Source organism: Blautia sp. SC05B48, assembly GCF_005848555.1.
Classification (GTDB): domain Bacteria; phylum Bacillota; class Clostridia; order Lachnospirales; family Lachnospiraceae; genus Blautia_A.
The window spans coordinates 2,258,089-2,275,400 of the sequence record NZ_CP040518.1; the positions used below are offsets into that span (position 1 = coordinate 2,258,089).

Here is a 17,312-nt window from a genome sequence, read left to right on the forward strand (position 1 = left end):
CCGGTAAAACGGCAGTGAGAATGCAAACTTTCAGCGAAAAGGAGACAAAAGTATGAAGGGTGTACAGTTGACAAAAATGGTACAGGAACTGGAGCTTAATAATCTGACTCCGGAGATCGACCTGTCAGGCATCGTGATCAAGACTGCGGAGATCAACAGACCTGCGCTTCAGCTTACCGGATATCTGGAGCATTTTGCCAATGAACGAGTTCAGATCATCGGATATGTAGAGTATACGTATCTGATGCAGCTTAATGAGGAGGAGAGACGTTTTAAATATGAACGTTTCATTTCCAGCAAGATCCCATGTGTCATTTTCAGTACCATGACCCGTCCGTCTCAGGATATGATCGATCTGGCTGTTAAATATAATGTTCCGACATTCGTGACAGAAAGAACAACTTCCAGCTTTATGGCAGAGATCATCCGCTGGCTGGGCGTGCAGCTTGCACCATGTATTTCGATTCATGGTGTGCTGGTTGATGTTTACGGCGAGGGAATCCTGATCACAGGTGAGAGCGGTATCGGTAAGAGTGAGGCAGCCCTGGAGCTGATCAAGAGAGGCCATCGTCTTGTCAGTGATGATGTTGTTGAGATCCGTAAGGTCAGTGACGTAACACTGGTGGGATCTGCACCGGATATCACACGTCACTTTATCGAACTTCGTGGTATCGGTATCATTGATGTAAAAACACTGTTCGGTGTTGAGAGCGTTAAGGATACCCAGTCTATCGATCTTGTGATCAAGCTTGAGGAGTGGGACAGAGACAAGGAATACGATCGTCTTGGACTGCATGAGGAGTATACAGAGTACCTTGGAAATAAGGTGGTATGCCATTCTCTTCCGATCCGTCCGGGCCGTAACCTGGCGATCATCGTTGAGGCAGCGGCTGTCAACCACAGACAGAAGAAGATGGGATACAATGCGGCAGAGGCTCTGTACAAGCGTGTACAGGCAAATCTTGCGAAAAAAAGAGAAAATCCGGATGACGAAGAATAAGAGAGGGTAAGAAATGAGAACATATTGTTTTGGAATCGATGTAGGTGGAACAACTGTAAAATGCGGACTTTTCCGCACGGATGGTACTCTTGTTGAGAAATGGGAGATTCCCACCCGTAAAGAAAATAATGGAGATCAGATTCTTCCTGATGTGGCAGCAGCAGTAAATGCCAAGATGGAAGAAAAGGGTATCTCCAAAGAGGATGTGGAAGGCGTCGGAATCGGTGTTCCGGGACCGGTAAACTCCAAAGGAGAAGTATCATGTGCAGTAAATCTCTACTGGGGATATAAGAACGTTGTTGGAGAGATGGAAGAACTTACAGGCCTTCATGCTGAAGCCGGAAATGACGCCAATGTAGCGGCATTGGGAGAGGCATGGAAGGGTGCTGCAGCAGGCTCCTCCGATGTGATCATGGTAACACTTGGAACAGGTGTAGGCGGTGGTATCATTGTTGACGGAAAGATCGTGACCGGACATCATGGTGCCGGCGGCGAGATCGGACATGCCAATGTGGATCATCATGAAACAGAAGCCTGCAACTGCGGAAACAGGGGCTGTCTGGAACAGTATGCTTCTGCGACCGGAATTGTCCGCATGGCAAAAAAAGAGCTTGCAGCTTCCGGTGAGAACAGTGTTCTCAGAGATGCCGGAGAGATTTCAGCAAAAGCAGTTCTGGACGCATTTAAGGAGAATGATCCGGTAGCTGTAGCAACCATGGAAAAGGTCGGAGAGCAGCTGGGTGGTGCTCTTGCCATTATTTGCTGTGTGACAGATCCGGAGACCATTGTTGTCGGCGGAGGAGTTTCCAAGGCCGGACAGCCGCTTATTGACTGTATCCGGAAATATTACAGAGAGTATGCTTTTGAATCCTGCAAGGATACTCCTATCGTGATCGCGACACTTGGCAATGATGCAGGAATCTACGGTGCAGCCAGGATGGTACTTTAACCGAACCAGGGAAGTCCCCTGCTTCAATTGCGAAAAGCAATAAGCAGGGGGTGGGACTTGCCTGAACTGATAAACTGCGAGACAGTAAGAAGTTATTAAAAGTAAAAAAAAGTGGTTTCCATAATTTCAGGAAACCACTTTTTTATATGGTGTTTATGAAAGATACGTATGCTGGAGGTCATTCATAATATTCTACCGGATCTTCGCCGGTGTCATCGCTGCCATCATCGCCACCGGTGTTGTCGTCTGTTCCGGAATTGTCAGTATCATCACCGGTATTCTCGGAACCGTCATCGGAACCGTCATCGGAACCATCATCGGAATTGTCAGTACTGTCCGGAGCTGCGCTTGGAATCGCTTCAGCTGCTGCATCGGTATCGGCGTCCGTATCTTCGTTATAATAATAGTCCTCTTCATCGTAATCGCTGCTGCCGTAGAAATGCTGATCGCAGTATTCGGTGGGAAGACTGGAGATATCAAAATACTCTGTGATAGTCGGGCATCCGGATCTGGGAAGAAGACCGGTTTCTGCGCAGACACTGGCTTTTTCCACACTGGAAGGCATATCGAAATCTCTGTCCTCCAGGCCTTCGTGGATACGGGTCATAACCTTTTTCCAGAGGTTTTTGTGGAAGTTACGGGCATCTTCCGGAATTTTTTCGTTGTTGTCATAGCCGGACCATACTGCACAGGTGTAGTACGGTGTGTAGCCTACAAACCACAGGTCATTGTAGTCCTCTGTAGTACCTGTTTTTCCGGCTACAGTCATATTGTCCAGCTGGCAGGCGGTACCGGTACCTTTTTTTACAACGTCTTCCATGGCGCTTGTAAGAAGATAAGCAGTACTGTCTTTGATCACAGATCTGGAAACGGAGGAGTTCTCGATCAGAACATTTCCGTCATGATCAAGGATCTGTGTATAATAGATCGGTTTGATATAGTTTCCGCCATTGGCAATGGCTGCATATGCAGCACAAAGCTCCACGTTCTTGACACCTTTGGTGATACCGCCAAGAGCAGTAGCCAGGTTGGCGTCACTCCAGATATTTCCGTTGGCATCTTTATCTGCCTCAGTTCCGTGAGCCAGTGTGGTGAAACCGAAATCATCCAGATATTTAAGGCCGAGAGCCGGGGTAACCTGTTCCAGACATTTAACAGCTACAACATTGATGGAATTCTGGATCGCTTTACGGATGGTGGTCTCACCGCCATAGCTTCTTGAGGCATTGTTGACAGGAGATCCGTCTGGGTATTCGTAAGGCTCATCCATAAAGGTTGTAGCAAGTGTATCGCCTTTTTCGTTTAACGCCGGTGCATAGGTGGAAACAATCTTAAAGGTAGAACCAGGCTGTCTGGTCGTATCAGTGGCACGGTTCAGGGTCAGGCTGGCTGTTTTTTCGCCACGGCCTCCGATCAGGGCTTTTACGTAACCGCTATGCTGGTCAATGACAGTCATGGAAGACTGTGGCTGTGGCGCAAAGTTTACACGCTCAGATACTACGGTGCTTCCGTCTGCTAGGATGTTGGCCTTGTACTGATCCACATACTGCTGACCTTCCTCAGGAGAATCAAAGAGAAGATCAAATTCCGGATCCTGATCGCGGAAATACAGCTGCAGCATTTCTTTGCTGTAGTTGGTCTGTTTTCCATCCGGACCTTGTACAGTCAGTGCATAATCCAGTTCATACTGAACATTGGCCGGATAGTTGTCAGGGTTCGCATATTCCTCATCAAGGATCTGCTGCATGTTGGAATCCAGGGTTGTCATGATCTTCAGACCACCGCTGTAAAGAAGATTGGTAGCCTGTGTCTTGGTATATCCTTTAATGTTCATCAGGTCGCTGATGACCTGATTGGTAACCTCATCTTCGAAATACGTGTAAACAGTACTTTCTTCTTCGGTGTTCTCAAGCTGTGCGGCCTGGATACGGGAATAAACGTCATCATTCAGTGCTGCATTATATTCATCCTGTGAGATGTAATTCTGATCCAGCATGTGATCCAGGACTTCCTTACGTCTCTTAGAGTTCGCTTTTGGATTGGTGATCGGATTGAATTTGGTAGGGTTCTGCGTGATGCCGGCAAGGGTGGCACATTCAGAAAGATTCAGATCCCATACGTCTTTGTTAAAGTATTTTTTGGAAGCGGCCTGTACACCGTAGGAACCTGCACCCAGGTTAATGGTATTCAGGTAATTCTCAAGAATCACATTTTTGTCATATTTTTTTTCAATCTGTACAGCAAGGTACTGCTCCTGGAACTTACGTGTGAAACGTTCCAGCTGTGTGGATTCGTTGGTCCAGTCAGTGAAAACATTATTCTTCAGAAGCTGCTGTGTGATGGTACTGGCACCCTCGGAAAAGTTACCGGTGGTGACCGCCTTCATTGCGGCACGTGCGATACCGCGGACATCAATACCGTTATGTTCATAAAAACGCTCATCCTCAATGGCTACCACTGCATGCTGCAGACTGACCGGGATCTGGTCCAGGGAGACCGGAAGACGGTTGGATGTAGGGGCTGAAAGCTGTCGGATCTGTGTTCCCTGGTCATCATACAGGAAGGTTGCATATCCGAGAGGTGAAATATCCACATCGTTGACGTCAGGTGCTCCGGCGATCACGCCCCGGAAGGAGCCGATACCAAGGCAGACAACCATGACGCAGACTGCGATCAGAGCTGTAAATAAAACCCGGATAAACGAAACATGTGCTCTTTTTTCCAGCATGGAAGTACGGGAGATCAGAGCATTCCGCTTCTTGGAAGTGGATCTTTTTCCGTAGTTCATAATATTCCTCCTTTATAATCCGTTTTATTATAACAAATATGGAAAGCCAAATAAAGCCTTAAAAAAAATTTCACAATTCATGATATCTTATACATTGTGCAATGAAGATAATTATTATACAATAAAGAAAACTCTGCCTGAAACAGAGGGTTTGGATACAGATAACGGAGGCGTAAACCATGCTGGAACATTATAAAACCATATACGAAGGTGGCGAAGGCGAACTTGTGGAAAAAAAATCCCGTTTTATCGCAACCGTCCGTCCTGTGGAAACTGAAGAAGAGGCCCTTGCCTTTATCGAAGAAATGAAAAAAAAATACTGGGATGCACGTCATAACTGCTATGTATATTCCGTAGGGATGAACCGGGAAGCCACCCGCTGCAGTGATGACGGAGAACCATCCGGAACAGCCGGAAGGCCTATGCTGGATGTGCTGCTGGGAGCTGGGATCTATAACGCAGCCATTGTGGTGACCAGATATTTTGGAGGTGTCCTTCTTGGGACAGGAGGGCTTGTGCGGGCATATTCCGGTGCAGTCCAGGCAGGACTGGCGGCAAGTACTGTCATTGAAAAGCATCATGGGATATCCCTTCAGGTAACGACGGATTATACAGGAATCGGAAAGATCCAGTATATCGCAGGAGAAAGAAGTCTGCCGATTCTGGATTCCGAATATACCGATAAGGTTGTCCTGAAACTTTTGGTGCCGGATGACCAGATCGAAGAGGTAAAGAAGACGATCACAGAGGGAACAAACGGAAGAGCCGGACTTGAGAAAGATGCAGAGCTGTATTTTGCAAAAGTAAACGGAGAAGTGAAGACCTTCGAAAAATAAAAAAAAAGAGAATGTCGGTATAAAAATACCCCGGGAAGAGGTCAGAGGATCTGCGTTACAGTCTGCTCTTCGCGGGGCTTTTTTATTTCAGAAAATTATGCCTGTCAGCATTTCTCCGGTTCCGGATAATCCACACCAAAGGTATCAACAGTCACGGAGCTGATCTTCTGCTCGTCAAGAGGACGGTCACTGTAGTCCGTGTCTGTCTCTGCGATAGCATTTACAACATCCATACCCTCAATGATCTGACCGAATGCAGCATAGCTTCCGTCAAGATGCGGAGCAGCCTTGTGCATGATAAAGAACTGGCTTCCGGCAGAGTTCGGATTCATGGCTCTTGCCATGGAGAGAACACCTGGTGTATGCTTCAGGTCGTTTTTGAAACGGTTCTGAGAGAACTCACCCTTGATGCTGTATCCCGGGCCACCCATACCGGTTCCGTCCGGGCATCCGCCCTGGATCATAAAGCCGTTGATGACACGGTGGAAGATCAGGCCATCATAAAAGCCTTTTTTAATAAGGCTGATGAAGTTATTTACTGTGTTTGGGGCAACTTCCGGATATAATTCCGCTTTCATTACATCGCCATTATCCATTGTGATGGTAACGATAGGATTTGCCATAGTTTTCGCACTCCTTTTCAAAAAGTATTGTATTTCGCTGTTCGCTCTATTATAATATGCAAAGAATAATTGTGCAAGAAAAAGGTGGAAAATATGGTCATAGAAACGCATGATCCTGAGGAAACATTCGAGGTCGGAAGAACGATCGGAATGAATGCGAAACCGGGACAAATCTACACACTGACAGGCGATCTCGGAGTTGGAAAAACCGTGTTTACACAGGGAGTGGCAGCAGGTCTTGGAATTACAGAACCTGTAAACAGCCCTACATTTACCATTATCCAGGAATATGAAGACGGACGTCTGCCATTTTATCATTTTGATGTATATCGTATCGGGGATCTGGAAGAGATGGAAGAGATCGGATACGATGATTATTTTTTCGGGCAGGGAATCTGTCTGATCGAATGGGCGGAGCTCATTGAGGAGATCCTGCCGGAAAAAAGGATCGAAGTTACCATTGAAAAAGATCTTGAGAAGGGTTTTGAATACAGAAAGATCACCATTGAGGAGAGAGGAGAAAAGACAGAATGAGAGTTTTGGCACTGGACAGTTCCGGAATCGTGGCATCTGTAGCCGTTGTGGAGGACGATACACTGGTAGCGGAATATACAGTTAATTACAAGAAAACACATTCCCAGACTCTTCTTCCCATGCTGGATGAGATCGTGAAGATGACAGAGCTGGATCTGAAGACTATTGACGCTATTGCGGTAGCCAAGGGACCGGGCTCTTTCACCGGACTCCGTATTGGCTCTGCTACAGCCAAGGGACTTGGACTTGCCCTTGACAAACCACTGGTCGGGATTCCGACAGTGGAGGCACTGGCCTATAATCTCTATGATGTAAACGGGCTGATCTGTCCGATCATGGATGCTAGAAGAAAGCAGGTTTATACGGGAATCTACCGTTACGAAGATCACAGGCTCATGACGGTAAAGGATCAGATGGCAGTGGGAATCGAGGAGCTTCTTTCCATGCTGAATGATATGGGAGAAGCCGTAACATTTCTCGGAGACGGAGTCCCGGTATTTAAAAATACCATCGCAGATATGCTTACTGTACCGTTTTCTTTTGCACCGGCCCATCTTTCCAGACAGAGAGCAGGTGCTGTAGGTGCACTAGGTATCCTTTATTATAAAGAAGGCAGAACCGAGACAGCGGCTGAGCACAAACCGGATTATCTCCGCGTCTCACAGGCTGAGCGGGAGCGTGCCCAGAAATTGAAAAAAGGATCAGAAGGGGAAAACGCATGATCTTAAGAGAAATGCTTGTGGATGACCTGGATCAGGTTATGGAGATCGAAGAGGAGCTTTTTTCAGTCCCCTGGACAAAAGAGGGATTTCTGACATTTCTTATGAAAGAGAATGGGATGTTTCTTGTTGTGGAAGAAAAGGACCGGATCCTGGGATATTGCGGTCTTCTTACGGTGCTGGATGAGGGGGATGTGACCAATGTGGCTGTCCGCAGAGACCGTCAGAGAGAGGGAATCGGAAATTTCCTTATGGAAAGCATGATCCGTCTGGCAGAAGAGCGTGGGATCACCATGATCCATCTGGAGGTCCGGGCAGGAAATGAGACTGCGATCCGGCTTTATGAACGTCAGGGATTTGTGCGGGATGGCCTGCGAAAGGGATACTATACAGATCCCACAGAGGATGCTGTTCTTATGACACGCACTGCAGTTTCTGAATAGGCCTACCCGGGAGAGGTACTTGTCTGTACGGGATAAGTATGCTAAACTTTGCCACAGAACAGGAAAAGAGGAAAAATATGTTAGATGTTTGTTTACTTGGCTGCGGAGGAATGATGCCGCTGCCACGCAGATGGCTTACCGCGCTGATGACCCGTTATAACGGCAGCAGTCTGATGATCGATTGCGGGGAAGGCACCCAGGTGGCCATTAAAGAAAAGGGCTGGAGCTTCAAGCCTATTGATGTGATCTGTTTTACCCATTATCATGGGGATCATATCAGCGGACTTCCGGGACTCCTTCTGACTATGGGAAATGCAGACCGCACAGAACCGCTGACTCTGGTAGGCCCAAGAGGACTGGAACGTGTGGTAAGCGCACTTCGTGTGATCGCACCGGAGCTGCCCTTTGAAATTAAATTTATCGAGATCACGAAACCGGAGGAAGTTCTGGAACTGAATGGTTACCGGATCACTGCATTTCGGGTGAACCATAATGTTACATGCTATGGATATACCCTTGAGATCCTGCGCCAGGGAAAATTTTCTCCTGACAGTGCCAGAGAGCATGAGATCCCGCTGAAATTCTGGAATCCGCTGCAGAAGGGACAGACCGTTGAGGATGAAGGAAGGATCTACACACCGGATATGGTGCTTGGTCCGCCGAGAAAAGGGATCAAGCTTACCTATACCACAGATACCAGACCGACAGAGTCTATTTTACGTAATGCAAAAGACTCCGATCTTTTTATCTGTGAGGGAATGTACGGTGAAGATGACAAGATCGAAAAGGCAAAAGGCTACAAACACATGACGTTTCGTGAAGCGGCTACTCTTGCCCGTGATGCGGAAGTGGGGGAAATGTGGCTGACCCATTACAGCCCTTCTCTGGTACGTCCGGATGATTACATGGATACAGTACGTGAGATCTTTCCGAAGGCATGGCCGGGAAAAGACGGGAAGAGTGTGGAACTGAATTTTGAAGAGGACTGAAAAAAATGAAAGATACATTAATTCTTGGTATTGAGAGCTCCTGTGATGAAACAGCAGCCTCCGTTGTAAAAAACGGAAGGACTGTCTTATCAAATGTGATTTCTTCACAGATCGAGATCCATAAACTGTATGGAGGTGTTGTACCGGAGATCGCCTCCAGAAATCATATAGAAAGGATCAATCAGGTCATCCAGGAAGCACTGGACGAGGCAAACGTCACTCTGGATGATATTGATGCTATCGGTGTAACCTATGGACCGGGGCTTGTCGGTGCACTTCTTGTAGGTGTGGCAGAAGCCAAGGCTATTGCCTATGCAAGAAACTTGCCGCTGGTAGGCGTGCATCATATAGAAGGACATGTTTCTGCCAACTATATTGAGCATCCGGATCTGGAACCGCCGTTTCTCTGTGCCATTGTATCCGGTGGACACACCCATCTTGTTATTGTGAAGGATTACGGTCAGTTTGAGATCCTGGGCCGAACCAGAGACGATGCGGCAGGAGAGGCATTTGATAAGGTTGCACGTGCCATTGGGCTCGGATATCCAGGAGGTCCGAAGATCGACAGGCTGGCAAAGGAAGGAAATCCGTATGCTATTGAGTTTCCACGTGCAAAAATCGGTGAAAATCCATATGATTTCAGCTTCAGCGGCGTGAAGTCTGCAGTTCTTAATTATTTAAACGGGGCAAAAATGAAAGGTGAGGAAGTAAACCGTGCAGATATCGCAGCATCCTTCCAGAAGGCGGTTGTTGATGTACTGGTAGAGCATACCATGCAGGCAGCAGCTGATTTTGGCATGAAAAAGGTTGCTATTGCAGGAGGTGTTGCTTCCAATGGAGCACTTCGCACTGCTATGGAAAAAGCGTGTACAGAACATGGATACAAATTTTACCGTCCGTCACCGATCTTCTGTACGGATAACGCAGCGATGATCGGAGTGGCAGCTTACTATGAATATATCAGGGGAACACGCCACAGCTGGGATCTGAATGCGGTTCCGAACCTGAAGCTTGGCGAAAGATAAAAGAATCCGGGGTAATTGATCATGGGAGAGTGCAGAAATACAGCTATTGTTCTGGCAGCAGGTCAGGGAAAGAGAATGCACAGTAAAATACAGAAGCAGTTTATAGAGCTTGACGGGATGCCGGTGCTCTGTTATTCTCTGCGCTGTTTCCAGGAAAGTCCGTTGATCAGGGATGTGATCCTGGTAATAGGGGAAGAGTATGTTTCCTGGTGCAGAGAAGAAATCGTGAAAAAATATGGTTTTACAAAGGTTTCTGCTGTAGTATCCGGCGGAAAAGAACGGTACGATTCCGTTTATGAAGGACTTTGTGCGTGTAAAGACACAGAGTATGTACTGATCCATGACGGTGCCAGACCGTTTATTGATCATGGGATCATTGAAAGAGGACTTATGGCAGCGGCACAGACAGGTGCCAGTGTTACAGGCATGCCTTCCAAGGATACAGTTAAGATCGCAGATGAGGATGGGAATGTCAGTGAAACTCCGGATCGCAGCAGTGTATGGATCGTCCAGACTCCGCAGATCTTTCAGTACTCGCTGATCTATGGCGCATATACCAGTATTCGGCAGAAGGAAATGACCGGAATCACAGATGATGCCATGGTAGCAGAACATGAGACAGGGGTGAAAATCCGCTTTTCAGAAGGTTCTTATCGCAATATCAAGATCACAACGCCGGAAGATCTGGTGGTTGCGGAGGCATTTTTGAAGGAAAACAGAGAGTAGAACCGGGTGAAAATCCCAGTAAATATGGACATATAGCAGAAATTGAAGCTATATGTCCAATTTTTTGAAAAAAATATCAAATTTGTTATTGACAGGGGGATATTTGATGATAGAATACAACATGCGCTGACAAAACAGCACAAAAAATGTTGAAAAACATTATATGGAGAGATATCGAAGTGGTCATAACGAGGCGGTCTTGAAAACCGTTTGTCCGCAAGGGCGCGTGGGTTCGAATCCCACTCTCTCCGCTTGTTAAGTACAAAATAAAAACTTTTTAAAAAAGTTAAAAAAGTACTTGACAATATAAAACATACGAGATATAATATCACCTGTCGCTGAGAACGACAGAGATGAATATCAGAACTACTTAGTAAGTAGGGCAAATTGGAGAAGTACCCAAGCTGGCCGAAGGGGCTCCCCTGGAAAGGGAGTAGGTCGTTAACGCGGCGCGAGGGTTCAAATCCCTCCTTCTCCGCTTTAATTTTTCTGGAGACTGAATACTTCAAAAAAATTAAAAAAAGTTCTTGACAAACAGTTGAGGATGAGATAAAATAAACGAGCTGTCTGAGAGACAGACACAACAAACCTTGATAACTAAACAGTGAAACACATACGATTCTCGAAAATTTCTTTACATTTAAAGAACGGTTTAAACAAACCAAAAGCAGTAAAAACGAGAGATAGCCAAACGGTTGTCTTGAGTAAAAGATTCAAACACTTTATCAGAGAGTTTGATCCTGGCTCAGGATGAACGCTGGCGGCGTGCTTAACACATGCAAGTCGAACGGGAAACCTTTTATTGAAGCTTCGGCAGATTTAGCTGGTTTCTAGTGGCGGACGGGTGAGTAACGCGTGGGTAACCTGCCTTGTACAGGGGGATAACAGTCAGAAATGACTGCTAATACCGCATAAGCGCACGGAGCTGCATGGCTCAGTGTGAAAAACTCCGGTGGTATAAGATGGACCCGCGTTGGATTAGCTAGTTGGTGAGGTAACGGCCCACCAAGGCGACGATCCATAGCCGGCCTGAGAGGGTGAACGGCCACATTGGGACTGAGACACGGCCCAGACTCCTACGGGAGGCAGCAGTGGGGAATATTGCACAATGGGGGAAACCCTGATGCAGCGACGCCGCGTGAAGGAAGAAGTATCTCGGTATGTAAACTTCTATCAGCAGGGAAGAAAATGACGGTACCTGACTAAGAAGCCCCGGCTAACTACGTGCCAGCAGCCGCGGTAATACGTAGGGGGCAAGCGTTATCCGGATTTACTGGGTGTAAAGGGAGCGTAGACGGATGGACAAGTCTGATGTGAAAGGCTGGGGCTCAACCCCGGGACTGCATTGGAAACTGCCCGTCTTGAGTGCCGGAGAGGTAAGCGGAATTCCTAGTGTAGCGGTGAAATGCGTAGATATTAGGAGGAACACCAGTGGCGAAGGCGGCTTACTGGACGGTAACTGACGTTGAGGCTCGAAAGCGTGGGGAGCAAACAGGATTAGATACCCTGGTAGTCCACGCGGTAAACGATGAATGCTAGGTGTCGGGTGACAAAGTCATTCGGTGCCGCCGCAAACGCATTAAGCATTCCACCTGGGGAGTACGTTCGCAAGAATGAAACTCAAAGGAATTGACGGGGACCCGCACAAGCGGTGGAGCATGTGGTTTAATTCGAAGCAACGCGAAGAACCTTACCAAGTCTTGACATCCCCCTGACCGGAACTTAACCGTTCCTTCCCTTCGGGGCAGGGGAGACAGGTGGTGCATGGTTGTCGTCAGCTCGTGTCGTGAGATGTTGGGTTAAGTCCCGCAACGAGCGCAACCCCTATCCTCAGTAGCCAGCATTTAAGGTGGGCACTCTGGGGAGACTGCCAGGGATAACCTGGAGGAAGGCGGGGATGACGTCAAATCATCATGCCCCTTATGATTTGGGCTACACACGTGCTACAATGGCGTAAACAAAGGGAAGCGAACCCGCGAGGGTGGGCAAATCCCAAAAATAACGTCCCAGTTCGGACTGTAGTCTGCAACCCGACTACACGAAGCTGGAATCGCTAGTAATCGCGGATCAGAATGCCGCGGTGAATACGTTCCCGGGTCTTGTACACACCGCCCGTCACACCATGGGAGTCAGTAACGCCCGAAGTCAGTGACCTAACCGCAAGGAAGGAGCTGCCGAAGGCGGGACCGATGACTGGGGTGAAGTCGTAACAAGGTAGCCGTATCGGAAGGTGCGGCTGGATCACCTCCTTTCTAAGGAAAAAGTAGAGAAGATGTGTTTTACTGTTTAGCTATCAAGCTAAGATATTTCTGGTGCTGATGCGGTTGGGGGACACACCCGTTCCCATCCCGAACACGACGGTTAAGACCCAATCGGCCGATGGTACTGCACTGGAGACGGTGTGGGAGAGCAGGTGGGCGCCAGATCAAAAAAAGAAAAACAGGAGAGATCCTGATGAAGATAGATGCTGGTTTTACCAGTGATTTAAGAAGAAAAGATATTTTCTTTTTAAATGGCTGATAAAACATCAGTCAGCATTGTACCTTGAAAACTGCATACATGAAATTTGATTAAGTTAATCAAATATCCTTAAACGCAAAGTATTAAGAAATTAATGCAAACGCAAAGATAGGAAGACATCGATTTATCTGTTATGAACAGAGTAATCAAACACATGTCGGAAGATACGTGAGTATCGGAAGACACGAGAATCAAGAGACCGCATCACCTACGCTAGGGTGATGAAGCGAAAGGTCAAGCAATAAGGGCACAGGGCGGATGCCTTGGCACTAAGAGCCGATGAAAGACGTGATAAGCTGCGAAAAGCTTCGGGGAGGAGCAAATATCCCGTGATCCGGAGATCTCTGAATGGGGAAACCCGCATGAGCAGACCTCATGCATCCATACGCCAATCCATAACGTATGGAAGGGAACCCGGGGAACTGAAACATCTAAGTACCCGGAGGAAAAGAAAGAAACATCGATTCCGTAAGTAGCGGCGAGCGAACGCGGAGGAGCCTAAACCGGTGTGCGTGCATGCCGGGGTCATGGACTGCATTTAAGATTCAGCGAAGTTAACAGAACGGTTTTGGGAAAGCCGGCCACAGAGGGTGAAAGCCCCGTACGTGAAAGCAGAGCTGACTGAGCAGGATCCGGAGTACCACGAGACACGAGGAACCTTGTGGGAAGTAAGGGGGACCACCCCCTAAGGCTAAATACTACTTAGTGACCGATAGCGCATAGTACTGTGAAGGAAAGGTGAAAAGGACCCCGGGAGGGGAGTGAAAGAGAACCTGAAACCCTGTGTCTACAAGCTGTGGGAGTACTTTATATGTACGACCGCGTACTTTTTGTAGAACGGTCCGGCGAGTTACGCTTACTGGCAAGGTTAAGTCCTCAAGGGATGGAGCCGTAGGGAAACCAAGTCTTAACAGGGCCAGAGTCAGTAGGAGTAGACCCGAAACCGGGTGATCTATCCATGTCCAGGTTGAAGCTGCCGTAAGAGGTAGTGGAGGACCGAACCCACATCCGTTGAAAAGGGTGGGGATGAGGTGTGGATAGGGGAGAAATTCCAATCGAACCCGGAGATAGCTGGTTCTCCTCGAAATAGCTTTAGGGCTAGCCTCGGTGTGAGTCTTGCGGAGGTAGAGCACTGAATTTCCTAGGGGGCGTCAAAGCCTACCGAAGAATATCAAACTCCGAATGCCGTGTAGATATCACCGGGAGTCAGACTGCACGAGATAAGTTGGGCGGTCAAAAGGGAAAGAGCCCAGACCTACAGTTAAGGTCCCAAAGTGCGCGTTAAGTGGAAAAGGATGTGGGATTTCGAAGACAACCAGGATGTTGGCTCAGAAGCAGCCATACATTCAAAGAGTGCGTAATAGCTCACTGGTCGAGAGGTCCTGCGCCGAAAATGTCCGGGGCTGAAACGCGCCACCGAAACTAAGGAATCCGTAAGGATTGGTAGAGGAGCATTGCATATGGGAAGAAGCAGTACCGTAAGGAGCTGTGGACTATATGGAAGAGAGAATGCCGGAATGAGTAGCGAGATAGAGGTGGGAATCCTCTAGGCCGAATATCCAAGGTTTCCAGGGTAAAGCTGATCTGCCCTGGGTGAGTCGGGACCTAAGGTGAGGGCGAGAGCCGTAGCCGATGGACAACAGGTTGATATTCCTGTACTGCAGTATAACAGAACTGTGGGGACACGTAAGGAGAGCGGGAGCCGGGAATGGAAAGCCCGGTACAAGCGAGGTACCAGTACGGTAGGAAAATCCGCCGTGCAATGGGAAGACGTGATGTGGAGCGAAATATAGTAGCGAAGCCCGTGAGCCATGCGTCAAGAAAAGCCGCTATTGTTTATACTGTACCCGTACCGTAAACCGACACAGGTGGATGAGGAGAGAATCCTAAGGCCGGCGGAAGAAGTATTGCCAAGGAACTCGGCAAAATGGCCCCGTAACTTAGGGAGAAGGGGTGCCTGCGAGAGCAGGCCGCAGAGAATAGGCTCAAGCAACTGTTTAGCAAAAACACAGGTCTATGCGAAACCGAAAGGTGAGGTATATGGGCTGACGCCTGCCCGGTGCTGGAAGGTTAAGAGGAGAGGTTAGCAGCAATGCGAAGCTTTGAATTTAAGCCCCAGTAAACGGCGGCCGTAACTATAACGGTCCTAAGGTAGCGAAATTCCTTGTCGGGTAAGTTCCGACCCGCACGAAAGGCGTAATGATTTGAGCGCTGTCTCGGCAATACATCCGGTGAAATTGAAGTGCCAGTGAAGATGCTGGCTACCCGCGCCAGGACGGAAAGACCCCATGGAGCTTTACTCCAGTTTGGCACTGGGGTCCGGTGTTGCATGTACAGGATAGGTGGGAGGCTGAGAAACGGTAACGTCAGTTGCCGCGGAGCCGCTGTTGGGATACCACCCTTGTGATATTGGGCTTCTAACCAGCCGCCGTAATCCGGCGGTGGGACAATGCCAGGCGGGGAGTTTGACTGGGGCGGTCGCCTCCGAAAGGGTATCGGAGGCGCCCAAAGGTTCCCTCAGAATGGACGGAAACCATTCGAAGAGTGCAAAGGCAGAAGGGAGCTTGACTGCGACACCGACGGGTGGAGCAGGTACGAAAGTAGGGCTTAGTGATCCGGTGGTATTAAGTGGGAATGCCATCGCTCAACGGATAAAAGCTACCCTGGGGATAACAGGCTTATCACTCCCAAGAGTTCACATCGACGGAGTGGTTTGGCACCTCGATGTCGGCTCATCGCATCCTGGGGCTGTAGTAGGTCCCAAGGGTTGGGCTGTTCGCCCATTAAAGCGGTACGCGAGCTGGGTTCAGAACGTCGTGAGACAGTTCGGTCCCTATCCGGCGTGGGCGCAGGATATCTGAGAGGAGCTGTCCTTAGTACGAGAGGACCGGGATGGACGGACCGCTGGTGGACCGGTTGGCTTGCCAAAGCCATGGCCGGGTAGCCAAGTCCGGAAGGGATAAACGCTGAAGGCATCTAAGCGTGAAGCCCCCTCAAGATGAGATATCCCATTCTTAGTGAAGTAAACCCCCTTGAAGACGACGAGGTAGATAGGGCAGAGGTGGAAGTGTGGTAACACATGGAGCTGACTGTTACTAATCGGGTGAGGGCTTGACCAAGAAACGCAGGTTAAGAATTGATTCAAGAAGTTTGATTAACGATCAACAAAGCATGTATGTAGTTTTTAAGGTACAAACCTTAATAAGTATTCCTCCTTAGCTCAGTCGGTAGAGCATGCGGCTGTTAACCGCAGTGTCGTTGGTTCGAGTCCAACAGGGGGAGCATGGTGCCATAGCCAAGTGGTAAGGCAAAGGTCTGCAACACCTCTATCCCCGGTTCAAATCCGGGTGGCACCTCTCAGAAAGCCCTGGAAGAATAAATTTCCAGGGCTTATTAATTGTTATTTGACAAAATAAAAGAGCTGACAGCAGAAGCAAAAAAGCTCGCTGATTCCATAAGAAAATAATCAAACTTAATACACATATTCAATAAAAAAAGCAGAACCCTGCACAACCAGGCAGAGTTTTGCTTTTTTGTCAATTATTGTGAAAATAGATCAATGAAGCAGGATCCGCAGAAGCTTTTTCTGGTTCAGCTGCCAGATCAGCGGCAGAATCTGCAGAAGGTTTCTGAAGATCCATTCGGTAAAGATATAAGATCCCACCGAAGAAACCGGGAATCAGTCCGGCGTATCCACCGGCACATAAGATCACAATCAGCTTCACCATCAGTTCTGTCTGAAGTCCCAGACAAACAAGTAATCCGGCAAGAATTCCGGCTACACTCCATCCAGATGTCAAAAGTGTAAGAAAAACAGCTGGCGCAGGGGCCTTTTTTTTATTTTGATCTAAGTGATTCCATAGTGTTTTATACATAATCCATTCCTCCTGTTTTGATGGAATTATACTTCTGCTGTTGTCAGCAACAGTCAGCCATAATATTGATTTCCTTTATCTGTATCTGTCTGTATTATAGAAAAGAAATGTAAAATACAAATGCGCAGGAATGAAAAATTTTTGTAAAATATAAGTAGAAATTGCATTTTGAATTAAGAACCGATATACTTATAAATATAGTTATTGATAATATTCGATCACAGCCGAAAACATTTTTCTATAGCTGTGATACGTGAGTGAGAGAATTAAAAGGGGGCAGATAAA

Annotated in this window: 12 protein-coding genes, 4 tRNA genes and 3 rRNA genes; 16 read left to right on the forward strand and 3 right to left on the reverse strand. The window is 47.8% G+C overall.

Going from position 1 to position 17,312, the window contains the following annotated elements; translation table 11 throughout:
• Nucleotides 1-52: 52 nt before the first annotated feature.
• The gene (gene hprK / locus EYS05_RS10335; protein ID WP_021651515.1) at nt 53-1,000 is read left to right on the forward strand and encodes an HPr(Ser) kinase/phosphatase; all 948 of its coding nucleotides are present in this window, start codon (nt 53-55) and stop codon (nt 998-1,000) included.
• Between the two features lie 13 nt (nt 1,001-1,013).
• On the forward strand, nt 1,014-1,949 hold the full coding sequence (locus EYS05_RS10340) for an ROK family glucokinase (protein ID WP_138277122.1): 936 nt from the start codon (nt 1,014-1,016) through the stop codon (nt 1,947-1,949).
• Between the two features lie 178 nt (nt 1,950-2,127).
• Here EYS05_RS10340 and EYS05_RS10345 read toward each other — a convergent pair whose 3' ends face one another.
• A complete protein-coding gene (locus EYS05_RS10345; protein WP_138277123.1) occupies nt 2,128-4,737 on the reverse strand; it encodes a transglycosylase domain-containing protein in 2,610 nt (869 codons plus the stop codon).
• A 179-nt stretch (nt 4,738-4,916) separates the two neighbouring features.
• Here EYS05_RS10345 and EYS05_RS10350 point away from each other — a divergent pair, with 179 nt between their 5' ends.
• On the forward strand, nt 4,917-5,573 hold the full coding sequence (locus EYS05_RS10350) for a YigZ family protein (RefSeq protein WP_138277124.1): 657 nt from the start codon (nt 4,917-4,919) through the stop codon (nt 5,571-5,573).
• Nucleotides 5,574-5,677: 104 nt separating this feature from the next.
• Here EYS05_RS10350 and EYS05_RS10355 read toward each other — a convergent pair whose 3' ends face one another.
• Nucleotides 5,678-6,196: a peptidylprolyl isomerase gene (locus tag EYS05_RS10355; RefSeq protein ID WP_118623612.1), complete on the reverse strand. Its 519-nt coding sequence runs from the start codon at nt 6,194-6,196 to the stop codon at nt 5,678-5,680.
• 93 nt (nt 6,197-6,289) lie between these two features.
• On the opposite strand from EYS05_RS10355, the gene tsaE reads away from it, so the two are divergent.
• The 13 genes from tsaE to EYS05_RS10420 all read left to right on the forward strand — a co-directional run bounded on the left by tsaE (nt 6,290) and on the right by EYS05_RS10420 (nt 16,508).
• A complete protein-coding gene (tsaE, locus tag EYS05_RS10360) occupies nt 6,290-6,730 on the forward strand; it encodes a tRNA (adenosine(37)-N6)-threonylcarbamoyltransferase complex ATPase subunit type 1 TsaE (protein WP_015525922.1) in 441 nt (146 codons plus the stop codon).
• On the forward strand, nt 6,727-7,452 hold the full coding sequence (gene tsaB / locus EYS05_RS10365; RefSeq protein ID WP_138277125.1) for a tRNA (adenosine(37)-N6)-threonylcarbamoyltransferase complex dimerization subunit type 1 TsaB: 726 nt from the start codon (nt 6,727-6,729) through the stop codon (nt 7,450-7,452). Before tsaE ends, tsaB begins: the two co-directional genes overlap by 4 nt.
• On the forward strand, nt 7,449-7,892 hold the full coding sequence (gene rimI, locus EYS05_RS10370) for a ribosomal protein S18-alanine N-acetyltransferase (protein WP_138277126.1): 444 nt from the start codon (nt 7,449-7,451) through the stop codon (nt 7,890-7,892). Before tsaB ends, rimI begins: the two co-directional genes overlap by 4 nt.
• Nucleotides 7,893-7,969: 77 nt before the next feature.
• On the forward strand, nt 7,970-8,881 hold the full coding sequence (locus tag EYS05_RS10375; protein WP_118513248.1) for a ribonuclease Z: 912 nt from the start codon (nt 7,970-7,972) through the stop codon (nt 8,879-8,881).
• 5 nt (nt 8,882-8,886) lie between these two features.
• Nucleotides 8,887-9,906 (forward strand): tRNA (adenosine(37)-N6)-threonylcarbamoyltransferase complex transferase subunit TsaD, encoded by a 1,020-nt coding sequence (tsaD, locus tag EYS05_RS10380; protein ID WP_138277127.1) that lies wholly within the window; start codon nt 8,887-8,889, stop codon nt 9,904-9,906.
• 21 nt (nt 9,907-9,927) lie between these two features.
• The gene (gene ispD / locus EYS05_RS10385; protein ID WP_138277128.1) at nt 9,928-10,632 is read left to right on the forward strand and encodes a 2-C-methyl-D-erythritol 4-phosphate cytidylyltransferase; all 705 of its coding nucleotides are present in this window, start codon (nt 9,928-9,930) and stop codon (nt 10,630-10,632) included.
• A 165-nt stretch (nt 10,633-10,797) separates the two neighbouring features.
• Nucleotides 10,798-10,883, forward strand: a tRNA-Ser gene (locus EYS05_RS10390).
• Between the two features lie 138 nt (nt 10,884-11,021).
• A tRNA-Ser gene (locus EYS05_RS10395) sits at nt 11,022-11,110 on the forward strand.
• 244 nt (nt 11,111-11,354) lie between these two features.
• Nucleotides 11,355-12,884, forward strand: a 16S ribosomal RNA gene (locus EYS05_RS10400).
• A 56-nt stretch (nt 12,885-12,940) separates the two neighbouring features.
• A 5S ribosomal RNA gene (rrf, locus tag EYS05_RS10405) occupies nt 12,941-13,058 on the forward strand.
• 326 nt (nt 13,059-13,384) lie between these two features.
• Nucleotides 13,385-16,271 (forward strand): 23S ribosomal RNA (locus EYS05_RS10410).
• The 16S, 23S and 5S rRNA genes sit together here with 4 tRNA genes alongside, the layout of an rRNA operon.
• Nucleotides 16,272-16,361: 90 nt before the next feature.
• Nucleotides 16,362-16,434: transfer RNA gene (locus EYS05_RS10415), tRNA-Asn, on the forward strand.
• A gap of 3 nt (nt 16,435-16,437) precedes the next feature.
• A tRNA-Cys gene (locus EYS05_RS10420) sits at nt 16,438-16,508 on the forward strand.
• 180 nt (nt 16,509-16,688) lie between these two features.
• On the opposite strand, the gene EYS05_RS10425 is transcribed toward EYS05_RS10420, so the two are convergent.
• The gene (locus tag EYS05_RS10425) at nt 16,689-17,027 is read right to left on the reverse strand and encodes a hypothetical protein (protein WP_138277129.1); all 339 of its coding nucleotides are present in this window, start codon (nt 17,025-17,027) and stop codon (nt 16,689-16,691) included.
• Nucleotides 17,028-17,312 lie beyond the last annotated feature (285 nt).

Bases quoted from the DNA above. Each gene is read 5' to 3' on its own strand.
- hprK (WP_021651515.1), top strand. From the start codon at position 53: ATGAAGGGTGTACAGTTGACAAAAATGGTACAGGAACTGGAGCTTAAT.
- EYS05_RS10340 (WP_138277122.1), top strand. From the start codon at position 1,014: ATGAGAACATATTGTTTTGGAATCGATGTAGGTGGAACAACTGTAAAA.
- EYS05_RS10345 (WP_138277123.1), bottom strand. From the start codon at position 4,737: ATGAACTACGGAAAAAGATCCACTTCCAAGAAGCGGAATGCTCTGATC.
- EYS05_RS10350 (WP_138277124.1), top strand. From the start codon at position 4,917: ATGCTGGAACATTATAAAACCATATACGAAGGTGGCGAAGGCGAACTT.
- EYS05_RS10355 (WP_118623612.1), bottom strand. From the start codon at position 6,196: ATGGCAAATCCTATCGTTACCATCACAATGGATAATGGCGATGTAATG.
- tsaE (WP_015525922.1), top strand. From the start codon at position 6,290: ATGGTCATAGAAACGCATGATCCTGAGGAAACATTCGAGGTCGGAAGA.
- tsaB (WP_138277125.1), top strand. From the start codon at position 6,727: ATGAGAGTTTTGGCACTGGACAGTTCCGGAATCGTGGCATCTGTAGCC.
- rimI (WP_138277126.1), top strand. From the start codon at position 7,449: ATGATCTTAAGAGAAATGCTTGTGGATGACCTGGATCAGGTTATGGAG.
- EYS05_RS10375 (WP_118513248.1), top strand. From the start codon at position 7,970: ATGTTAGATGTTTGTTTACTTGGCTGCGGAGGAATGATGCCGCTGCCA.
- tsaD (WP_138277127.1), top strand. From the start codon at position 8,887: ATGAAAGATACATTAATTCTTGGTATTGAGAGCTCCTGTGATGAAACA.
- ispD (WP_138277128.1), top strand. From the start codon at position 9,928: ATGGGAGAGTGCAGAAATACAGCTATTGTTCTGGCAGCAGGTCAGGGA.
- EYS05_RS10425 (WP_138277129.1), bottom strand. From the start codon at position 17,027: ATGTATAAAACACTATGGAATCACTTAGATCAAAATAAAAAAAAGGCC.